The organism is Pigmentibacter sp. JX0631 (assembly GCF_029873255.1).
GTDB lineage: Bacteria > Bdellovibrionota_B > Oligoflexia > Silvanigrellales > Silvanigrellaceae > Silvanigrella.
The window spans coordinates 3125050-3145932 of record NZ_CP123622.1 but is presented as its reverse complement, the minus strand read 5'-3'; the positions used below and the strand labels follow the sequence as shown (position 1 = coordinate 3145932).

Here is a 20883-nt window from a genome sequence, read left to right as displayed (position 1 = left end):
GGAGGAAAACCTAGATAATTAATAATTATTAAATTATTTTAAATTTATTCAATAATAACAATTAATTAATTTAACTCAAAAAGTCTGTTTTATGTACTTTTTCAATTTTTTTTGCGCTTAAAAACGAATTCAAAAGGGCTATTAAACTTACAATTATTAATAAAAAAGCCGGTGAAGTTAGATTATGTGTTTTTTCAATTAATGCGGTTGCTAATAAAGGAGTAAAACCGCCTAAAAATGCAAAAGCTATATTATAACTTAGAGATGCTCCTGAAAATCTAATAAGTGGTGGAAAAGATTTAATTAATAAATACATTGCTGAAGCAGTTGAAGCAGCTGTTCCAACAATCATTAAAATGTAACAAGCAAAAATGGGGTAGAAATTATTCGGAGAAAAGTAAGAAAAAATTGGATAAACAAAAAGTAGAAATATTATGCAAGAGAATCTGAATACTCTTTCAGGCCCATATTTATCACAAAACCATCCAAATAATATATTTGAAACAGAATAAATAAATACAAAAAATGAATTTATTTTTAATATTTCACCTGCTTGAAAACCAAAATATGTTTTCAAATAATTTGGTAAATAAAGCATAAATAAAGAAACTGATACTGCAACCACTCCTAATTCAAGCGAAGACTTAAAAACTAAAAATTTATAATTACTTATTACCTCTTTTAAAGGAACTTTTATAATATTATTTTTAATTTTATTAAATACCGGTGTTTCATTCAAAAAATTTCGAAGATAAACCCCAAATAAACCCAAAACACCACCAGCTAAAAAAGGAACTCTCCATCCCCAATTATATAAATCTTGTTGACTTAAATATTTAGTCAAAACAAAACCAACTGTAGAACCTAAGAATGTTCCAAAAGTAACACCAAAAAATAAACTCCCACAAGCCAATCCACGATAAGATTTTTGCACATTTTCATAAATATATGTTAAAGAACCAGGTATTTCACCACCAATAGCTAATCCTTGCATAAAACGACATAAAACTAAGAAAACAGGTGCGAATAAACCAACTGATTGATAAGTTGGAAGCAAGCCAATAAAGAAAGTAGGTAAAGCCATTAAAAATACAGCTAAGATAAAGGGTTTTTTTCTCCCTTGCCTGTCACCTATATGACTAAAAAGAATTCCTCCTAAAAGACGAGCAAAATAACCACACGCAAAAATAGAATAAGTTAATATTAATGCTGTAACAGGAGAAGAACTTGGAAAAAATAAAGAAGAAATAATACCTGCAAAATATACATAAACAACAAAATCATAAAATTCTAAAGCACTTCCTAAAGCAGAAACCATAAAAATTTTAATTTCTTGTTTAGTTAATTTTTGCTTGTTATTTTCTTCAAAATCATTCAACTTTTCTATTTTTCCCATAATATAGTCCATTAAACTCGATAGTGGTATATGTTGCGCAAAAAATAATTTTAAATTGTTATTGCCTCTTCATTTCCTACAGATGAAGATTCAAATTCATCTGTTTCTTCAACTAACATTCTATTTCTTGCATCTAGCGGTTCACGTAGAAGAATTTTTTGTAGCCTTTTAGCCTCGGATGCTAATGCTGGATCAAATTCTACCAGTCGGGTACAGCTCTGTAGGAATGTATAAAACCTGAATAAAACATTCATACAATCACCAGCTGAAAAATATTTTGAAGAATGTTCTTCAACCAAATCTTCCCATTTCGTTCGAGGATTTAGCCATAGTTTGACAATCGATGCTGCTCCCAAATTAAATTCCCTGAAAGTAATTTCTGGACTTGCATTTTCTTCCCATTTTTTAGGCTTAATTTCATCATATAATTCTGGAAATAAATAATTTGGATAATATTTATTAATTAATTTTGGTATTTCTAAATCATTTAAAAAATTAATATCTGCAAAAGTTGTTGGAATTTCTTTAAAATGCGCAGCACCAAAGGCTGACATTGCTTGCAAATAATCACTGAAAGTATCTTTATTAATTAATCCTTGCGCCAACCAATTTGCAATTATGAGTCCTCCAGCTTGAGGAAAATGTCGTGCTAAATTACCCATTAAAGTAGGTACTGATCCCTCTAAAGCATTTACATCTTGCAAATGTTGAATAATTTTATTTAACATACTTTGATTGGCAGACTGCATTAAATTATGACACACTTTTTTAGCTGCACATCTATTACATGCTATAGTAGAGCGTTTTTTTCCAGATTGAAACATTTTGTATGTGTTGGGAATATCTTCACATTCAATTTTATCCAGTTCATATTTTTGATAAAGAGTTGCAGAAATTAAATCGTGATCTGAAACAAAAACTTGTGCAGAATCTTTTGTGCGCATAAAAAAAGATTTTTGATAAAACATCGACAAATAAGCAATACTTTGATGTTGTCCTAATATTCCTATGACAGTTGTAGGATCAAATTTTAAAGAACTTTTGCATTTTTCCCGCTCTTTAGGTTTTTGGGCGATATACCTTCCTACATTTAGCCATAATGAAAAGCCCTGTGAATCATGTCCACGACGCCCTGCTCTTCCAAGCATTTGCATTATTTCTGTATTTGAATAAATTGTTTCTCCGCCTTCACTAGGACGAGATTCATCTGAAATAAATGCACTTCTAACTGCAAAATTAACACCTAAACTTATTCCCATTGTACCTGAACAAACGCGTAATAAACCTTCCTTCAACAAAGTTTCTATTGCAACCCGACCTGGAGGAATCATTCCACTATGGTGATATGCTATTCCATACTTTGTAACTAGTTTTTGCAATTCAGCAGGAACATATTCAAAACCAGAAAGCGTTTTAATTCTTTCTCTCAGTTTATCAATATCATCTCCGAAAGACTCTTTTTTAAATTGTTTTGATAAACTTAAGGCTATTCCTTCAACATCACCTCTTCTCCCTGCGTAAACTACAATAGGACCCATTTTTTGTTCCAAAGCATGCGCTATGGGAGCACATAACGTTTGATAAACTTCCCTGCCTCGAAAACGCTTATTGTCTCGCCTTTTCATTTTATTTAACTTCAAAATAGTAAACTCATCTTCTTTTGATAAAGGTAACTCTTCACCAAAAATCCAACCGAATTTGGTATAAACTAGATGAACTAAAGGAACAGGTCTTTTTGTAACTTTAATTACCACGGATTCTTTTCCTGTTAAAAATTGAATCCAAGCAGCAAAATCTTCACTATTTGGGACGCTTGCGGACAGCAAAACCAACTGACTATCTTTTGGAGTTAAGATTAAAGATTCTTCCCAAGCACTACCCCTACTTTCGTCTTGTAAAAAATGATATTCATCATATACAACCACTCGCCTATTCATATTAGGCTCTATTCCTAATAAACTATTTCGATAAGTTTCAAGTGTTGCTAACATGATTGGAGCAGCTAGATTTTCTTTAAAGTCCCCGGTATTTATTCCTACTTTGTCACGACCATATTTTTCTGAAAACTCTCTGTATTTATCATTGCTCAGACTTTTTACTGGACTTGTATAAATTAATTTTATTCCTTCTGGTAAACGATATTCTAATAGAGCTTCAATGACTCGCGTTTTACCAGCAGAAGTTGGGGCATCTACAATTACATTTTTACCGGCTAATAACGCCTGAAGTGCTTGATATTGCCAATCATCAAGTGTCATACCACTAGGTGTTTTTAAACTTTTCTCGTCTAATTTTAAATTGCTATTACTGTTACTTTTTGGAGAAGGAATTTCTTCTTTAAATTCCATTTCTTTTTTATACTTAGCTAAAGCAAAACCTCTGGTAGGTTTGGGAATATCTTCTTGTTTTTGAACATTTGTTTCTTTAACATTTTCTGGCACAAAGGTTTCTTTTTTTGTTTTTAAATAAGACTTTGTAGGTTGTAATTTAGAAAATCCTTTTTCTTGGGAAATTATACTTTTCTTTTTTTCGTTACTTTCTCCATGTTGAGTTGTAGAAAGAATTCCTAAATCTTCAACAGTGGCCTGACCTGATAGCAATTGTTTAATTTTTGTATGGGTTGAGTTTGCTAAATTTTGTAATAATTCTGCTCCAAACCTACTTTCTAAGTAATCATCAAAATCTATATTTGGAAAACGCTCTTTGTCTTTCCCTCGAAAAAAATTACCTTTTTTTTCACCGTTCCATTTATTGCGAAATTTATCCTTTTTTTGGGCAGAAGGATTTTCCCTTCCTCCTTTAGAATGACTATGAAATTTTGGATTTCTTGAGTTTTTATCTTTTAAGGTTTTATCACCGTTTCTGTTTTCATGACTTGATTTCTTCTTCAAAACTTCCTCCAAAAAATCCTTCCAAGGATGGGACTGCCAATTTCGCATTTGCCATTTTTGAAATATACAAAGAAAAAACAATAATTTCCAGAACAAAGAATTGATTTTCTAAATTTATAATATTTAAGCAAATATTTTTTAATTGAAAATTTAAGATAAATTATTTTAAATCTGATAAGAAAAAGATAAACTCGAAGAAAATTCATGAAAATTTATTTTTTTCTCAGCTAGTACGTTTTTAAATACGGCATTATTCAATTCCGTTTCTATTTCACCAGAGTATGCCGTTTGATGATTTTGGTAAGTAACAACGAAAGACATTCCAAAATTTTTATAAATTTGAAAAGAATTTTCTAAATCAATTCCAAAAACATTTTGTCTTTCAAATTTTATAGCAGAAGTAATTTGTGCCTGTTGATTAGAATTACTAGCAGAACCAGTAATATTTAAAGAAGAAATATTAAAGAATGAATATCTCGTCTTAAGTAATAAGGAATAAATGTCACCAAATTTAGCTTTTATTCCTATCGTTGGATAAAATAAAAAGGCTTCATAAGATGCCTTTAATTTATATTTAAATTGATTATTACTAGCTATACTTCTACTAGCCAAATTTTGATATTCAGCTCCCAAACCAATAACTGGGGAAAACATGTTATTTGATAAAAGAGAATAAAAATAATTTGCCCGAAGATGAAACCCAAGAAAAGGATTTTTTAATGGAAAATTATCTAAATCTTTTAAAAAAGGGCTGAAATAAGAAAATCCAGGTTGAATTGAAAAATGATGATTTGTAGTATCTTGTTCATCTTGAATAAGTTGTGAACTAGCGAATACAGGACAGATCATTGCGCATGAAAATACGATGAATACTTTGAGCAAGGGACATCCTTTTCAAAAAAAAGATAATTCTTTTATCTTTCGCAAAAAAAAAGGGTTATTTGCATAACCCTTTTGAATTAGAAGCTGTAAGAAGCTATTAGGTTCGTTGAGAACTCGTTGAAGCTACCGTTATTAGATGCAGTTGCACCATTTCGTTTTGTTTCAATTTTAGCTTGGTGTCTGTTATATGTAGCGCCTAAACCTAAACTGAAATTATCAACAATTTCATAAGTTCCAACAACGCTAACACCATAGATAAAATGATCTTTCAATTCAAATTCAGTTTTAGGATAATTATCAGTTACATTTTTTCCATTAACATCTTTAATTGTAACATTAGCATCTAATTTGTTATAAAATCCGTAACCTAAGTTGGCTAAAGCAAATATTGCTAACTTAGAAGTGGGTGTAAATTTATATCCTAAATTAGTCATAATTGCTAACGTTTTAGCATTAAAATAATTGCTAACGTTTAGATCATTACCAGAAAAATCTAGTACATCATCAGAAGTTGTAGAAGATTTCATTTGATTGTAATTTAGTCCAAGACCTACTACTGGTGAACCCATTTCTGTTTTCATAATAGAATACAAAGCAGTTGCATTAACATTAAATCCATTAAATTTAATGTCATCTGATTTATCTCCGGATTTAAACCCATTATAATGAGAATAACCCGCACCAGCTAAAACATCGAGACCAATTTTAGAATTTTCTTGAGCAAATGCAAAATTAGCAACTACTAAAGAACCTGCTAAAGAAATTAACGCATTACGTTTCATAAATTCTCCTTATTTTTAAAAAATAGCCTACCAAAAATGTAGGATGCTATGAATTAATCAATATTTGGGAGAATGACAAATAACTACCAATTTTTGGGTATCTTACCGTTTGATTAAAAATAAAATTTTCAGATAAATACTAATAACTATTACATAAAAAATATAAATTAACTAACTATTTAATTTTATTGAATTATAAATAGCAAGTGATTTCATGTGGTTGTGTAGTAAAAAAAAGCAAGTTTAATTGTTTTTTTACAATTAACCCCGCTTTTTCAGTTTGGTAAAAGCACTTTTATTCAATATTTGAAAGTATAAAGTTTCCTAAAATTAAACCCGTTCTATAATCATTGCAAAACCTTCCCCCCCACCTATACAAAGAGTAGCTAAGCCATATCTTTTCTTATAGTGTTGAAGAGAATGAATTAATGTTGTGAGAATTCGTGCCCCACTAGCACCTATTGGATGTCCTAAAGCGCAAGCTCCTCCATGAATATTAACTTTACTGTGAGGTATTTCTAATTTTTTCATGGCGGCCATAGTAACTAGAGCAAAAGCTTCATTTATTTCATAAAGATCAATTTCATTTGCAGTAAGATTTGCTTTTTGCAGTGCACGCTGCATAGCCGTCACAGGTGCAGTGGTAAACCATTTCGGTTCTTGAGCGTGTCCTGCCCAACTCACTATTTTAGCCAACGGTTTTAAATTATATTTTTTTAACGCTTCCTCTGAAACTAATACCAAAGCCGCTGCTCCATCATTTATTTTTGAAGCATTTGCAGCAGTAATTGTTCCGTCTTTTTCAAATGCAGGTTTTAATTGTTCCATTTTATTCAAATCAGATGCAAGAGGCTCTTCATCGGTCTCAATATTTTGCGTTGTTTTTCCTGCTGTTACTGTAACTGCAGTCAACTCATTTTTAAATAACCCTTCTTCAATTGCTTTTCTAGCTCTTAAGTAACTTTCTTTGGCAAATTGATCCTGAGCTTCTCTTGTAAACTGATATTCTTTTGCACAAAATTCAGCACAATTTCCCATATGTAAATTGTTATATGGATCCCAAAGCCCGTCTTGAATCATAGAATCGATGATTTCTTTATGCCCCATGCGCATTCCATCACGCGCTTGCGGAAGAATATAGGGAGCACAAGACATGCTTTCCTGCCCCCCAACTACAACAACATTTGAATCTTGGGTTATGATAGATTGAGCTCCTAATGCAACGGCTTTCAGTCCGCTACCACATACTTTTCCAACGGTTAAAGCTTGCACGGAATCAGGAAGTCCTGCATAGATAGCGGCTTGGCGAGCAGGTGCTTGTCCAACTCCACTAGTTAATACTTGACCCATTATTATTTCTTCAACATGTGTGTTACTTAAACCACTCGCTTCAATAGCTGCTTTTACAGCAATAGCTCCTAATTTTGGAGCTGATGTTTGTTTGAACACTCCTTGAAAACGCCCAATAGGAGTTCGCTTTGCAGCTACCACATATATATTTTTCATAAGCTTCAGTCCTTTATTTTTTTTGACTGCCCAATTCTACTATAAAATGAAATTCTTCTTCAGAAACAGGTAATATTGAAAGTCTCTGACCTTTTCGTAACAAAAGCATACTCTGTAATTCTTTATATTCTTTTAATTGCATTAAAGAAACAAATTGAGAAAATTTTTGTGGTTTACCTACAGTAACAGCAAACCACCTTGGATTTTCTTTTGTAGACTTAGGATCAAAATATTTTGACTTTGGATCAAGAGCTGATAAATCTGGGCGAGCTGATTCTACAATTTCAACAATTCCTGCTATTCCTGTTGGCTCTGCATTTGAATGATAGAATAATACTTTATCACCAACGTGCATTTCTTTCTGCATAAAATTTCTTGCTAAATAATTTCTCACTCCATCCCAAAATTCTTTTTGATCTTTTTTTTGCTGTAAATCTGCAAAAGAAAAAACATTAGGCTCAGTTTTCATCAACCAAAATCTAGTTGGGAGATACTCATTAATATTTTTTAAGGACATTTATTTTTTTAATTTTCCTATTGCTGAGTTTTCAAACTGAGACATGACTTTCAGATTTGAAACACTTTTAATTCTTTTTTCAGCGAATCGCTTAGCTGCTTCATGAGTAGAAATGCCATGTTTGTCAGCATCAGTAAAAATAGTTTCTAATGTTAACGCAATTCGGGCAACTTCAGATTCAACTTTCTCTAAATTATAACCAGTAATTTCATTTGCAACATTGATCAAGCCGCCTGCATTGATAACATAATCTGGTGTATAGAGAATTTTTAAATCTTTTAACATTTTTGAATGCTTATCTTCTTCCTCGAGCTGATTGTTTGCGCATCCTGCTATTATTTTAACTTTTAAAGCTGGAATTGAAACAGAATTGAGAGTAGCGCCTCGAGCACAAGGAGCATAGATATCAGCTTCTAAATTAAATAACTCTTTTTCACTAATAATGGTTGCATTATAAAGTGCATGCATTTCAGCAAGTTTTTTATCATCAATATCTGTTACAAATAATTTAGCACCTTTTTCATGTAAGAATTTACAGAGATGTTTTCCAACAGCACCAACTCCTTGGATAGAAATTTTCATTCCATTAAAATCGATTTTCCCAAATCTATGTTTCATTGCAGCTTGGATTCCAAAAAATGTACCCTTTGCTGTCATAAAACTGGGATCTCCACTTCCCCCTAAGCCCGCTGATACTCCAGTCACATATTTTGTTTCTAACCTAATGTGATCCATGTTTGTTACATTAGTATTCATATCTTCTGCAGTAATGTAACGTCCCCCAAGTGATTGAACATAGCGTCCAAATGAGCGAAACATCTGTTCCGTTTTTTGTTTTGGATCTGCGATAATAACAGCTTTTCCACCACCTAGTGACAACCCCGCACATGCAGCCTTATAAGTCATTCCCCTACTCAATCGAAGAACATCCATCAGCGCATCTTCTTCATTATCATAAGGTAGAAGCCTAGTCCCCCCTAATGCAGGTCCTAACGTTGTGTCGTGAATAGCAATAATTGCCTTTAAGTTTGAGGAAGGATCATGACAAAAGACAACCTGCTCATGCCCCATAGTTTCTACTTGAGTAAATAGCTTCATAGTAACCCCTTAATATTTTAAGATAATTTCTTTAAAAAATTATAAATGTAAAAATAACACTATTTAAATGTTGCCATGACTTCAAATTAATACCTTATACTTACCAAAAGTGAAAAGTTTTACAAGTAGCCTGCCGATTAAAATATTGGAAGTGAATTTTTTCATTGTTAGTTCTTGTAATTAACTTATTACTATTAAAATAGTTTACTAGAATTCTTTGAGAAAAAAATTTTGGCATAGTATTTTATTAAATTTTATGCTATAATTAATTAGGAAATTTTTTGGAGTTTTATGAAATTTATTTTTAATGGAACAAGTTTATTACCAACGAGCCCTGGACCGGCGTGATCACTTACCTTTATCTTTATGCTGGATAGGATAGCGCATATTCTTCGGCTTAAAGTAATTATTCAACACATATAAATTGAATAACATTGATAATTAAAAAGTAAATCATGTATGAACTTTTTGAATTATAAATCAACAAATAGGTGCTGTGTCATGCCGATGTTTATGAATAGATTAAATAATAAAATTATAACAGTTATTGCTGTAGCTTTTGCCATGTTTGTTGATGCTATGAGTTATGGAATAATTGTTCCTTTAATTCCTATATATACTGATAAAATGCTAAACTTAAATGATACACACATTAGTTTGTTTTTAGCTATGTATGCAATTGGGCTTTTTGTATTTGTTCCTTTTGTTTATTTTATAGCTAAAAGCATTGGTAATAAAAACGCTCTCTTAATAGGTGGCTTACTTCTTCTTCTCTCTTGTCTAATATTTCCTTTTAGTAATAATTATTCTTTATTATTATTTGCAAGATTTCTTCAAGGTTCTGCAGCAGCTATTACGTGGACTTGTGGTTTAAGTTTAGTTGCCCAAAGTGTCCACCCACAACATAGATCATCTGCCCTTGCAACTGCAATGATTGGAGTTTCCATTGGTCACTTAATCGGTGCCCCATTTGCCGGTTTTATGTATGAATTTGGCGGAATATTTTTGCCATTTTATACTGTTGGATTAATCACTCTTCTTAGTATGCTAGTCATAATATGTATTTCAAAAAATAGTGAAGTATTTACTGAAAAAAGAACATATAATTTAGTTAATTTTTTAAAACTTACAGCTCATAACAAAACTCTTCTTGCACTATCAGGGATAGTTTTATTAGAATCATTTATGCTATCATATCTTGAACCTAGCATTGCATTACTAGCATCTAGAAATTTTAACGCAACCAGTGAAACGATTGGCTTATTATTTGGAACTCAAGTTTTAACTTTAGCCTTAGTCTCACCAATTGCAGCAAAAATTGCTGAAAAGTTTGGAAAATTACAAGTAATTCCCTTTGGAATGTTAGCAAGTGGACTTATTTTTATTTTTATGACTTCAAGCACTACAAATTTAACAATGTATTTTATTTTAATGGCATGTTTAGGTATAGCCTGTGCATTTACAATTAGTCCTGTATTATCCGCTTTTGCTGATGAAATTGATATGACTGATTTAAAAGGCTTATATCATATAGGATATGGTTTCATTAATCTTATTTATTCTATTGGAATGTTACTTAGTCCTAGTTTAAATTTTTTCATCTCTGATTATTTTTCTAATCAAATATCATACTTGGTAATTGGCTTTGTATTACTTGCAAGTACCCCATTATTTATGGTTTTAACTCATTTTCAGAACGGCAGTTTTCAACCTTACTCCAAAGGTCCTTCTCATCTTGCAAAGAACCAGATAAACAACTCTTAAGATTTTTAAGCATTAATTTAAGATTTTGCTTTGCGTTTTGATATGCTTTTTCTAATGGTTCTTGTTTAGCTTCATAGATGGAGTAACTAAGAATTACAGCATTATTTATTTTTCCTTTTTGAAAAGAAAATTCATAGTTTGTTCCTATTTCTAATCCATTCATAAATTTTTTATACTCACTAGCAATTTGATTAAATTTAATTTCTCTTTCCGCTAAAAATATAGTTTCATCTTTAAATTCTAAATTTTTATCTGCATATTCATAAAATTCAGTAATATCATTTTTTATTTTCCCTAAATATTCTTGAAATTTCTTTTGCGCTAATAAATTTCTTTTATATTGTGAAAAATATTCTTGGGAACTTATTTTTAATTCAGGATGCAAATCTAAAAAATGCACAGTAGCTCTTTTTGCAATGAAATCTGCTAAATTTTCATTAAAAGAATAATAATCAGGAATATATAATGTTCTATGGACAGATTCATGAATTAATACTTCTATAAATTCTGATAAACTAGACTGATCAAGCATAGATGAATAAATAGGATCTGGATAATAACCCAACAAAGAAAATGCAGAAACACCACCCATGACAGTATCATATCCTTCGTTTTTTAAAGTATCTCTTTGTTTAAAAGCTTTTTCTTTCTCAAAAAAACCTAAGTATGGCTGACTTCCAACGATAGGGAACCACCAAGTTTTTAGTTTTAATTTTCTTTTATCTGCGGCTTGCACCACCCAAGAAACTGCAGAAGATTCTAATGCAACATATTTTTTGTAGCTATTTCCTGGTGTCAAACCAATTTCTTGTTCAGCAAATGTTAAAATAGGTCTAACTAATTTCAATTTTTCTATTCGTTCTTTGGGTTCTTTATTTTCATTTAGAACATCTTCTATTTTTTGTTGTTTTAGCAGTAAAGAAAATTGTCCATAACCTTGTTCAAAGGAATAACAGCCAGTAAAGAAAAATACACTTAAAAATATTAACTTTTTTTTCAACTTAAACCTCAATATCAAATCACTCAAAAAAAAGATCAATAACCAGCGATACGTTTTTGAATTTCATTTTGGATAACACTTTCTGGATATCGAATCACTCTTAATACTTCATTTTTGTCAACTAATTCTTGCCCTACTTGTATTTCTAAAACACTTTCTTTTTCAAGAATTTCTTTAACTTTCCCATAACCTATAACTCTTTCAGGAGGACTCATTGGATTTTTCTGTGCTAATATTGCAAATAAATCTGTTCCCGAAAGGTAATTAATTTTTCCTAAATTTATTGTTACTTCTTTCTTATTTTTTTTAATAATGTTTCCTTCTAATGGAAGATTAAAAAGCATCAGAGAATACAAATTTGCAGCTGTTTTTTCTGCTTCCTCACTTGAAAAAACTTGATCTTTTTCAAAAATTACCTTTCCAGTTTTGTCAAAAACTTTTCCAATTAAAGTATAATCTTTTCCATTCTCATTTTCTTCAAATGCAATTTGCATTAAAATATCTATATCTCCAGCAAATACTGTGTCTTTCCAGCCTCTTTGCGCAAATTCTATTGCAGAAAGATTTAACGAGTTTGCTATTTTATTCACTTCATCAGAAATGATACTTCTTTGAGACATTTCATTCATAAATCTTGAAAAAAACTCTCTCCTTGCTCTTCTCCAAATAGAATTATTTTGTAACACACCAAGAATAGAAGGTTCAACTAAACCTACTGCAGGCCTATATGGCTGCAAGGCAGAAACATACAAAATTGGTAATTGATTACTTAAATTACTAACTTCAAAGGTTTTTTTCAGGGTTTTATAGTCAATATTATTTGGAATTGCATTCTTTTGTGTAATGGAAAGAAAAGATTTTTCATCTAACTGTTTTGGAGTAGAAACGAAACCAAGCATTCCAGAAACGTCTAATTTTAAAGAATTAAGCTTTAATTCTGTTTTATCTATTCCTCTTCCAACGAAATAAGCATAATTTTGAATTAAAAAATCAGAACTTTTTCCTTCAGTTACCTCTATTCTTAATTCTTGTTTACCACTTCCTGAAGCTAATGGTCTAATATTTGTTATAAAATTGTCTTTTTTGACTACTATAGAATCGGGTCTAAAAGAATGCAGCACAGATGTCGTTATCACACCTGAAGAATCAGTACTGCCAATCAAACGTACAGATTGAGTCCCATTTCGAGCAAAAAACACATAAGCATCTTCAATGGGACGATTCTGGGAATATACTGTTATTGTTATTGTATCTTCAAATAATACAGATTTTTTTTCGGTTATGGTATTCAAAATAGGGGAATTTTTGAATATCGTTTTTTCAGTCCAAGAATTGGAAAATTGTTTGTCATTTTCTGATAGAGTTGTGATTGTTAAATTGTCTTGGAATGTTTCTGCAGGTAAGTTTTCTTCTATTTGGGCTATAGTTACGGTTTGATTTAAGGGTTCAAGCGGAAAATCTAAGATTGTTTCATTCTCTGATAAATTTTTAATATCAATTTTATCATTTTTTTCTTTGATATTTAAAGGAATTTCTTTTAAAGAAATGGACAAATTAAGATCTCTATCTTGCCACCATTTTGGAGCATTTACTGATACAATTTCAGGGAAATATATTTTATCAAGATTGTTACTTTGAACGAATATTTTCATTTGTTGTAATTTAGAGAAATCTACTTTCCACTTAAGAAATCCTTGACTATTAGTATTTCCTTCAATAATTTTCTTTCTTTTTTTATCAACTTCATTAACTTGATATAAAGTAACTGAACTATTTGCAAGAAGTTGCCCTTGGCTCTCGACTTTGACAGATAAAGTGCCTTCTTGAAAATAATTGCAACCAGTAAAGACAAACAGAAGAATAATTAAATATGGAAACATACTTTACCTACAAAAAAATATTCTTATTAATATTATTTTATGTAGATTTTAAATTGCTGAAATTAATATTCCCGACAAAGAATGAATCTTTTTCCTAGTTAATATTGCCAAAAAAATAATAGTGTAAATTACTCACCCCTATAGGAATGAGTAGTCAGCCAAAATTATTCAAAGTAGTTAAGCAACCTGCTGATTATTATATTTTTTTCTTTCATTTTGCAATTCTTGCATAGTTTTATTTATTGCGGCATTTGATTTTTCTTTCGTTAATTTAAATTTTGTTGCAAGAACTAAAGAAATAAAACAAATTACAGCAATTAAAATAAAATCTACTCCGTTTTTAATAATCCCAGAACCACCATCATATGTTCCATGATACGTTACAATTCCTAAAGATAGCATATAAAATAATAACCAAGAAAAACCATGCAGATCAAATGAAAAATTTTGATTGCTAAATTTTCTAATAAGTATTAAAGAGAAAAAACCAATTACTATAATAACACTTAATTTTAACATGATGTTCCAGCCACTCCAAAATAAAAGCATACTGCTAATGTAAAATGCGAGAAATGAAACAATGCGATAGTTAAAAACTTTAAAAGGTCTTGGTAAATTAGGAAAATCTTTTCGCAATACATATAACGTCACAGGAATAACAGCATTACACAAACAAATAGCTGCGGCATAAAAAGCTGCCATTTCTTGCCAATTATCTAAAAAGGCAAATATAAGTAAAGAAACAATAAAACTTACTATTAGTCCAGAAACTGGGACTCCATTTTTAGATAATTTTTGAAACATCTTTGGCATTTGCCCACTTTTACTCATACTATATGAAGCTCTGGCGGAAGAAGCCATAAAAACAATACCACTTCCAAATGGGGAAATTAGGGCATCGGAATATAAAATCATTCCGAACCAAGCAATACCTATTACTGTAGCTAATCCAGCAAAAGGACCAGCTTCACCCGGAAATGTTAATTTATCCCATCCTTGCCCTAATAATTCTGGCGGAATTGCCAAGATAAATGCTAGCTGTAATAGACAATAAATAACCATACAAATTAACATGGAACCAATTATTGCAATAGGAATACTTTTTTGGGGATTTTTCGTTTCTCCAGCTAGCGCTACGCCAGGTTGAAAACCATTATATGCTAAGATAATTCCGCCAATTGAGAGGGAAGCAAAAATTCCATGCATCCCATTTGGAGCAAAACCATGACTTGTTAAATTTTCAATATGTGAAGATTTATAAAAAAATAAAACTATTAGTAAGCAAGGAATAAAAATTTTCCAAATAGTGATATAAAAACTTGTTTTAGACATAAATCTTGCACTTGTTACATTAATTAATAATAAAAATGCGGTTAAAAAAAAGGCTAAAACATAACCTGAAGCTGTTAATTTATCTTTCAGCATTAAATCTGGAAAAAAATTTGCTGCATATTGGATAACAGCTAAAACTTCGATAGGAACAATAACAATAAAAGCTAACCAAGAGATCCAACCCAACATGAAAGAAACTAAATTACCATGGGTCAATTGAGGAAAAATACTCATTCCACCTGAAACCGGAAACATAGTTGAGAGCTCTGAAAAACAAAGAGCTATTATAATAATTGCTATCGCACCAATTAACCACGATAATATTGCTGCAGGACCTGCCATTTTCGAGGCATATAAAGATCCAAACAGCCATCCAGAACCAATCGTCGCACTAACAGAAGCAAATAATATGCCTGAAGTTGAAATTCCACGTTTTAATTCCATTTAAAAACCTCTTGCAAAAGTCGTTGAAATCGAAATATACATAATAAATTCCTACATTGAAAACTAAACTTTTAATTTTTATGCCTTATTTTGAAAAACAGAAAAAAAATAAGATGTTATAATTGTGGATGGAACAGCTATCGTCTCTTCAACTACTTTTAAATTTTGATTATCAATCTTAAACAAAAAGCGGTTTAAATGTTTCAGGACTGGCTAATTTCACCGCTGTTTCAAAGGAGGTTGGAATATTATTGGATAGCAAAGATCCTTCAGGAATATATTCAAAAATTTCCGCATAGCTTTTTGATTCTGTTTCACTCACCCGCCGCATCACATGCCAGGGTCGAAGCTCGTGTGTTCCCTCTAATCCCATAGCATCTATAATTTCTACCATACTTTTTATAGTTTCATGGTGAAAGTGAGCCACTCTTTTCCGTTTATCTTTTACAACTAGTCCTTGAATAAGCTGAGGATCTTGCGTAGTAATGCCAGTAGGACAATCATTTGAATTACATTTTAATGCTTGAATACAACCAAGCGCAAGTAACATTCCCCTAGCTGAATAAACAAGATCTGCTCCTAAAGCAATCAATTTAATCATTTCAAATCCAGTCGTTACTTTACCAGATGACATAATTCTTATTTTTTTGCGTAAGCCAAATCCAACTAAACAATTATGCACAAAAATGAGAGCATCTATTCCAGGTGTTCCAACCGAATTTGTAAATTCTAATGGAGCTGCTCCTGTCCCTCCCTCTCCACCATCAATTGAAATGTAGTCAGGCATCATGTTTGTCAGTAACATTGCTTTGCACAACGCAACAAATTCCCATTTATTTCCTAGACACAATTTAATTCCAACGGGTTTTCCGCCAGAAAGTTTGCGCAACTTCCCGATGAAATACATCATTTCAGTTGGTGAAGTAAAAGCTGAGTGGGCAGGAGGAGATAAAACATCTCTACCTAAAGGAACACCACGAATTTCTGCAATTTCTGGGGTTACTTTTTTTGCAGGAAGAATGCCTCCATGTCCCGGCTTTGCACCTTGGGAGAGTTTAATTTCTATCATTTTTATTTGTGGTATATGCGCAGCTTTTTTTACAAATTCAAGTTCATTAAAACTTCCGTCTTTATTTCTACAACCAAAATAGCCCGTTCCTATTTGCCAAATGATATCTCCACCATTTTCTAAATGATATGGTGTAACTCCACCTTCGCCTGTATTTTGGGCAAAACCACCATCTTTCGCCCCTGCATTTAAAGCTAAAATTGCATTTTTACTTAGAGAACCATAGCTCATTGCAGAAATATTTAATAAATTTGCACTATATGGCTGTAAACAGTCCTTTCCTCCAATCATTATCCTAAGATTTTCAGGACTCATAGAAGTAGGCTGTAAAGAATGATTTACCCATTCATACCCAATTTGATACACATTTTTTCGTGTCCCAAAAGGGACTGAATCTCGAACAGCTTTCGCTCGCTGATATACTACTGTTCTTTGCTCTCTGTTAAAGGGAACTCCATCCGTATCTGATTCAACAAAATATTGTTGAATTTCTGGTCTTATCATTTCAAACATATAGCGAAAATGAGCTAATACTGGAAAATTACGTTTTAATGTATGCGAAGTTTGTACCATATCTTTAATTCCAACTACGATTACTGGAATAATGATAATTAATGAAAATAAAAATGGAGGATATATGAAATATGCTATCATATTTAGCAGTAGTAAAGAACTTGATATTATGATAAATAAATTACGCATTTTTTCCCCAAATAACAAACTTGCTATAACTAAAGATTTGATATTTTATAGGATAAAATGAAATGATTTTATCAGCAAAAATGAATTAGAAAAAATGTGACAAAAAAATGAAAAACCAAAGTGTATAAATAAGATTTAATAAAACATGCATACCCTTCTCTTCTTGCGTCTCTACATAAAAAGCAATACATGTGACTTATTGGAGATGCGGAACTATGACGTTGAATTCTATTTTATCTATCAATCAAGTATACAAACAGTACAAAAATAAAAATGTCATTGAAAATCTTAATTTTTCAATTCATGAAAATGAAATTATAGCTTTACTAGGTGTCAATGGAGCAGGAAAAACAACCACCATTAAAATGATGCTAGGCCAAGTGATACCTGACGCGGGTTCAATACTTTTGTATGGAAAAAATCCTATAGATCCTCAGGCAAGAGCACATGTAGGTTTAACTCCCCAAAATGTTGACTTTCCGGAAGGCATATACACTGTTGAACTTTTAAAATTTGTCCAAGCTCACTATGAATCCCCTTGTTCCATTGAACAAATGATAGATCTTTTCCAATTGCAATCTTTTTTGAAAATAAAGGCAACAAAACTTTCAGGAGGTCAAAAAAGAAGGCTTGCATTAGCTCTAGCTTTTATTGGGAATCCTAACTTAGTCTTTTTGGACGAACCAACGACAGGTTTAGATGTGGAGTCTAGAAAAATATTGTTAAAAACAATCAAAAATTTTGCCAACAATGGCAAATCTATTTTTTTGACTACCCATTACCTTGAAGAAATAGAACAAATAGCGACAAGAATACTTTTATTGGCAAATGGGAAAATAATTGCAGATGGTAGTATAGAAGATATAAAAAAAAGAGCTAATTTTAATCTTTCTTTTGTTACTTTTTACTGTGATTCTGTATTAAATTTAGATACATTTCCTTATATATCTTCCTTTGAAGTTGATAATAATTTTTATTCTATAAAAACAACAAATTCAGACAATTTCATTTCTGATTTAGTCACGCAAAAAGTGCCTTTTAAAAATTTACAAATTCAAAAAGAAAATTTAGAATCCGCCTTTATTCATCTGTCCAAAGGAAATTAAATAGTGAAACTCTCTATTTTATATTTCAAATTATTATTTTCAAGCACAACAAGAAATGTTCCTGCATTGTTTTTCACCCTTATTTTTCCTCCGTTAATGCTTTTATTATTTGCAAATCATTGGGAAAATAGCAACCCACTAGGTGCGGTTGTTATATTTTTTAACTATTCTGTACAAACTGTTGCACTCATGTTGTTAGGAATGGGGGTATCACAAGAAAAAAATTCAGATTGGGCGAAATATTTGCGAAGTTTACCAGTTGGATTAAAACCTATGATATTTGGTCGATTACTACATACATTAGCTCTTTCTAGCATCAATTTAGTTACCTTAGCTACTGTTGCTATTTTTATTTTAGGGTTACCTTTGAATTTTTCTAACTTTGGCATATTAGCTTTTGTTGCTTTATTAGGTGGCATACCAATGGCGTTATTAGGCATGACAATTGGTTATATTGCCAACCCAGATTCATCAAGAAGCATTTTTACTTTATTAAATTTACTTTTATTATTTGGTTCATTTTCTTTACCCAACGAAGGAGTTTTTAAGTACTTAAGAGAACTTGTACCTACATATCAATGGGCAAAAATATCGTTTACTTATTTAGAACAAAATGCTTTTTCAATAACCCCAATTCTTTGGCTCTGCGGATTATCTTGTTTTCTTATCTTTGCATTTCAACGTACATACAGCAAAAATTTAAAAAGCAATTAAGATTATTTAATTGCTTGAGCCACTCTTTGATTGACTATAGACCAATTAATATTTTTAAAGAATGTGTCTATGTATGCGCCTCTGTTTGCTTTATAATCAAGAAAAAAAGCATGTTCCCAAGTATCCATAACAAGAACCGGCACATGATTTAATGGAAATCCTATATGATGTTCCATAATTTGGACATTTTTTAATTTCCCAGTAGCTGTTTCTACACAAGTCACAACCCATCCTGGCACCGCTAAACCAGTAGCTTTCACATCAGCTTTCCAATTGTCAAGACTACCAAAAGAAGCTTTTGCTAAATTTTCAAATTGCGGTGAAGGGCTTTCATTTGATAATAAATTATCAAAATACATTTCATGCAAGTAAGTACCATTGTAAGGAACACAATGTCTGCGTTTTAATTCAGCATATTCACCAAAACTGTAATTTGTTAAAGATTTGTCTGTTTTTTCTAATTTTTCATCAATTTCATTTAGTTTCTTAACGTAACCTTCATACAAACCAAAATGAGCTTCTAGTTGAGGATCGCTAATACCTTCTAATTTCCCTAATAAATGTTTAAAACTACGAATTTCTTTAGCCATTTTTCCCTCCCATAGCTTGTTTAGAATACGATATGGATTAAAACATCAAAATAGTTGATATGCAAACTTTTGAACTTACTTCGAATTCATTTTTTTTGGAAAAATTGTAGGATCTATTTTTAACATATCTCCAACTTTAACAGGTCGTTTATCATCTTCATAACGAATAAAAGCAATACAAGAATCAATTTCACCGTTTACTTGCGGCAAGTAGCGAATGATATGAATTTTTGCATTTTCAGGACCTATCAATCGCATCCCAATTTGTAATCCAAATCCTCTACCTTTATCAAGATAGATCCATCCTCTATAGCGGCGAATAACTTTAAATTCTTCTTTAGATAAATCATGCAATTCAGGAAGCAATTTATTTACAAGATTATCAGATATTGTTTCAGGATTAAACAATTGTGGCTTATCATCATTAAACAAATCTTTGTTTTTTTGTGCAAACACACCTGAATTTAGCTGAGAAAGGATTGTTACCTTTGGCCAATCTTTTTTTTTCTCATTATATTCAGATTTAAAAGTTATTTTTACTAAATTCAATGCTTTTCCTGGAAAATCGACATTTTCTGGACTTTTTAATTGTTCTTGATAGTTTCCTTTGCAAACAATTCGAGAAAGATTAGTTATATTTAATATACCTTTAGCTGATAATTTTTCCCCTAAATACAAATCTAATAAGTTTTCCATTCTGTCTTCTGAACGAAAATCATAAAATGAATTTATTTTTACTGGTGCAATATTTGAAAAACTACGTTTTACAACAGTACTTAAAGGAACAAGAGAATCAGGAAATGAAATGGGAGCAATTTTTTCACTGAATTTCCAAATTGCCCCAATCTGCAAACAATCCTTATACCTTACCACTGAAGCGCCTTGCAAATATTCTTGTTTTTGTTGCTTCCCAACATTGAATAGAAAATACGTTGCCAAGTAAGCATCGTATTCCTGATTCCAATCAAAAACTCTTAAACCGCGATAAGCACCTTTTTGTAAATTAAATTTTTCTTGAGTTTTAACAATTCCTAATTGTTGTAATAAAGAATCTTGATAATCGATCGCCTTTTTTTTAATAGCAATTGGTATCTCAGGGTTCTCTGAAATCATGATTGTTGGGGGTAAAATTAAAAACGGCAAACGATACTCCAAATTTTAATATTGCTGGAGTTATCGACGAAGAATTAAATCAATCAATAATGTTAAA

The 20883-nt window shown here is 31.3% G+C and carries 16 protein-coding genes; 3 read left to right on the top strand and 13 right to left on the bottom strand.

Annotated elements, in window-relative coordinates:
- Window positions 1–70 precede the first annotated feature (70 nt).
- The 7 genes from QEJ31_RS13620 to QEJ31_RS13590 all read right to left on the bottom strand — a co-directional run bounded on the left by QEJ31_RS13620 (window position 71) and on the right by QEJ31_RS13590 (window position 9072).
- A complete protein-coding gene (locus QEJ31_RS13620; protein ID WP_280590935.1) occupies window positions 71–1396 on the bottom strand; it encodes an MFS transporter in 1326 nt (441 codons plus the stop codon).
- 50 nt (window positions 1397–1446) lie between these two features.
- Entirely contained in the window at window positions 1447–4287 is a 2841-nt protein-coding gene (locus QEJ31_RS13615; RefSeq protein WP_280590933.1) for a DEAD/DEAH box helicase, read from the bottom strand.
- Between the two features lie 165 nt (window positions 4288–4452).
- Window positions 4453–5169, bottom strand: a complete 717-nt coding sequence (locus tag QEJ31_RS13610) for a hypothetical protein (RefSeq protein WP_280590931.1) — start codon at window positions 5167–5169, stop codon at window positions 4453–4455.
- 77 nt (window positions 5170–5246) lie between these two features.
- The gene (locus QEJ31_RS13605) at window positions 5247–5951 is read right to left on the bottom strand and encodes an outer membrane beta-barrel protein (protein ID WP_280590930.1); all 705 of its coding nucleotides are present in this window, start codon (window positions 5949–5951) and stop codon (window positions 5247–5249) included.
- 330 nt (window positions 5952–6281) lie between these two features.
- A complete protein-coding gene (locus QEJ31_RS13600; protein ID WP_280590929.1) occupies window positions 6282–7457 on the bottom strand; it encodes a thiolase family protein in 1176 nt (391 codons plus the stop codon).
- A gap of 13 nt (window positions 7458–7470) precedes the next feature.
- A complete protein-coding gene (locus QEJ31_RS13595; RefSeq protein ID WP_280590927.1) occupies window positions 7471–7974 on the bottom strand; it encodes an EVE domain-containing protein in 504 nt (167 codons plus the stop codon).
- A complete protein-coding gene (locus tag QEJ31_RS13590; protein WP_280590926.1) occupies window positions 7975–9072 on the bottom strand; it encodes a Glu/Leu/Phe/Val dehydrogenase dimerization domain-containing protein in 1098 nt (365 codons plus the stop codon).
- A gap of 501 nt (window positions 9073–9573) precedes the next feature.
- Here QEJ31_RS13590 and QEJ31_RS13585 point away from each other — a divergent pair.
- On the top strand, window positions 9574–10836 hold the full coding sequence (locus tag QEJ31_RS13585) for an MFS transporter (RefSeq protein WP_280590925.1): 1263 nt from the start codon (window positions 9574–9576) through the stop codon (window positions 10834–10836).
- Here QEJ31_RS13585 and QEJ31_RS13580 read toward each other — a convergent pair.
- The 4 genes from QEJ31_RS13580 to QEJ31_RS13565 all read right to left on the bottom strand — a co-directional run bounded on the left by QEJ31_RS13580 (window position 10745) and on the right by QEJ31_RS13565 (window position 17263).
- Window positions 10745–11836, bottom strand: a complete 1092-nt coding sequence (locus QEJ31_RS13580) for an aminopeptidase (protein ID WP_280590923.1) — start codon at window positions 11834–11836, stop codon at window positions 10745–10747. The two genes, QEJ31_RS13585 and QEJ31_RS13580, sit on opposite strands and share 92 nt — an antisense overlap.
- A 35-nt stretch (window positions 11837–11871) precedes the next feature.
- Complete coding sequence (locus tag QEJ31_RS13575; RefSeq protein WP_280590922.1) at window positions 11872–13716, bottom strand: hypothetical protein; 1845 nt, start codon at window positions 13714–13716, stop codon at window positions 11872–11874.
- A 177-nt stretch (window positions 13717–13893) separates the two neighbouring features.
- Window positions 13894–15492 (bottom strand): APC family permease, encoded by a 1599-nt coding sequence (locus QEJ31_RS13570; RefSeq protein ID WP_280590919.1) that lies wholly within the window; start codon window positions 15490–15492, stop codon window positions 13894–13896.
- A 178-nt stretch (window positions 15493–15670) separates the two neighbouring features.
- On the bottom strand, window positions 15671–17263 hold the full coding sequence (locus QEJ31_RS13565) for an FMN-binding glutamate synthase family protein (RefSeq protein ID WP_280590917.1): 1593 nt from the start codon (window positions 17261–17263) through the stop codon (window positions 15671–15673).
- A gap of 215 nt (window positions 17264–17478) precedes the next feature.
- Between QEJ31_RS13565 and QEJ31_RS13560 the strand changes: the two genes are divergently transcribed.
- Complete coding sequence (locus QEJ31_RS13560; protein ID WP_280590916.1) at window positions 17479–18369, top strand: ABC transporter ATP-binding protein; 891 nt, start codon at window positions 17479–17481, stop codon at window positions 18367–18369.
- Window positions 18370–18372: 3 nt separating this feature from the next.
- Window positions 18373–19083 (top strand): ABC transporter permease, encoded by a 711-nt coding sequence (locus tag QEJ31_RS13555; RefSeq protein WP_280590915.1) that lies wholly within the window; start codon window positions 18373–18375, stop codon window positions 19081–19083.
- 2 nt (window positions 19084–19085) lie between these two features.
- Here the strand turns inward: QEJ31_RS13555 and QEJ31_RS13550 are convergent, their stop codons facing one another.
- The gene (locus QEJ31_RS13550) at window positions 19086–19673 is read right to left on the bottom strand and encodes a Fe-Mn family superoxide dismutase (protein WP_280590913.1); all 588 of its coding nucleotides are present in this window, start codon (window positions 19671–19673) and stop codon (window positions 19086–19088) included.
- Window positions 19674–19748: 75 nt separating this feature from the next.
- Entirely contained in the window at window positions 19749–20816 is a 1068-nt protein-coding gene (locus QEJ31_RS13545) for a hypothetical protein (protein ID WP_280590912.1), read from the bottom strand.
- Between the last annotated feature and the right edge of the window lie 67 nt (window positions 20817–20883).

What these genes read in the sequence shown, in the direction of transcription:
- QEJ31_RS13620 (WP_280590935.1), bottom strand. Translation starts at nt 1,396, where the DNA reads ATGGGAAAAATAGAAAAGTTGAATGATTTTGAAGAAAATAACAAGCAA.
- QEJ31_RS13605 (WP_280590930.1), bottom strand. Translation starts at nt 5,951, where the DNA reads ATGAAACGTAATGCGTTAATTTCTTTAGCAGGTTCTTTAGTAGTTGCT.
- QEJ31_RS13600 (WP_280590929.1), bottom strand. Translation starts at nt 7,457, where the DNA reads ATGAAAAATATATATGTGGTAGCTGCAAAGCGAACTCCTATTGGGCGT.
- QEJ31_RS13595 (WP_280590927.1), bottom strand. Translation starts at nt 7,974, where the DNA reads ATGTCCTTAAAAAATATTAATGAGTATCTCCCAACTAGATTTTGGTTG.
- QEJ31_RS13590 (WP_280590926.1), bottom strand. Translation starts at nt 9,072, where the DNA reads ATGAAGCTATTTACTCAAGTAGAAACTATGGGGCATGAGCAGGTTGTC.
- QEJ31_RS13585 (WP_280590925.1), top strand. Translation starts at nt 9,574, where the DNA reads ATGCCGATGTTTATGAATAGATTAAATAATAAAATTATAACAGTTATT.
- QEJ31_RS13575 (WP_280590922.1), bottom strand. Translation starts at nt 13,716, where the DNA reads ATGTTTCCATATTTAATTATTCTTCTGTTTGTCTTTACTGGTTGCAAT.
- QEJ31_RS13570 (WP_280590919.1), bottom strand. Translation starts at nt 15,492, where the DNA reads ATGGAATTAAAACGTGGAATTTCAACTTCAGGCATATTATTTGCTTCT.
- QEJ31_RS13565 (WP_280590917.1), bottom strand. Translation starts at nt 17,263, where the DNA reads ATGCGTAATTTATTTATCATAATATCAAGTTCTTTACTACTGCTAAAT.
- QEJ31_RS13560 (WP_280590916.1), top strand. Translation starts at nt 17,479, where the DNA reads ATGACGTTGAATTCTATTTTATCTATCAATCAAGTATACAAACAGTAC.
- QEJ31_RS13550 (WP_280590913.1), bottom strand. Translation starts at nt 19,673, where the DNA reads ATGGCTAAAGAAATTCGTAGTTTTAAACATTTATTAGGGAAATTAGAA.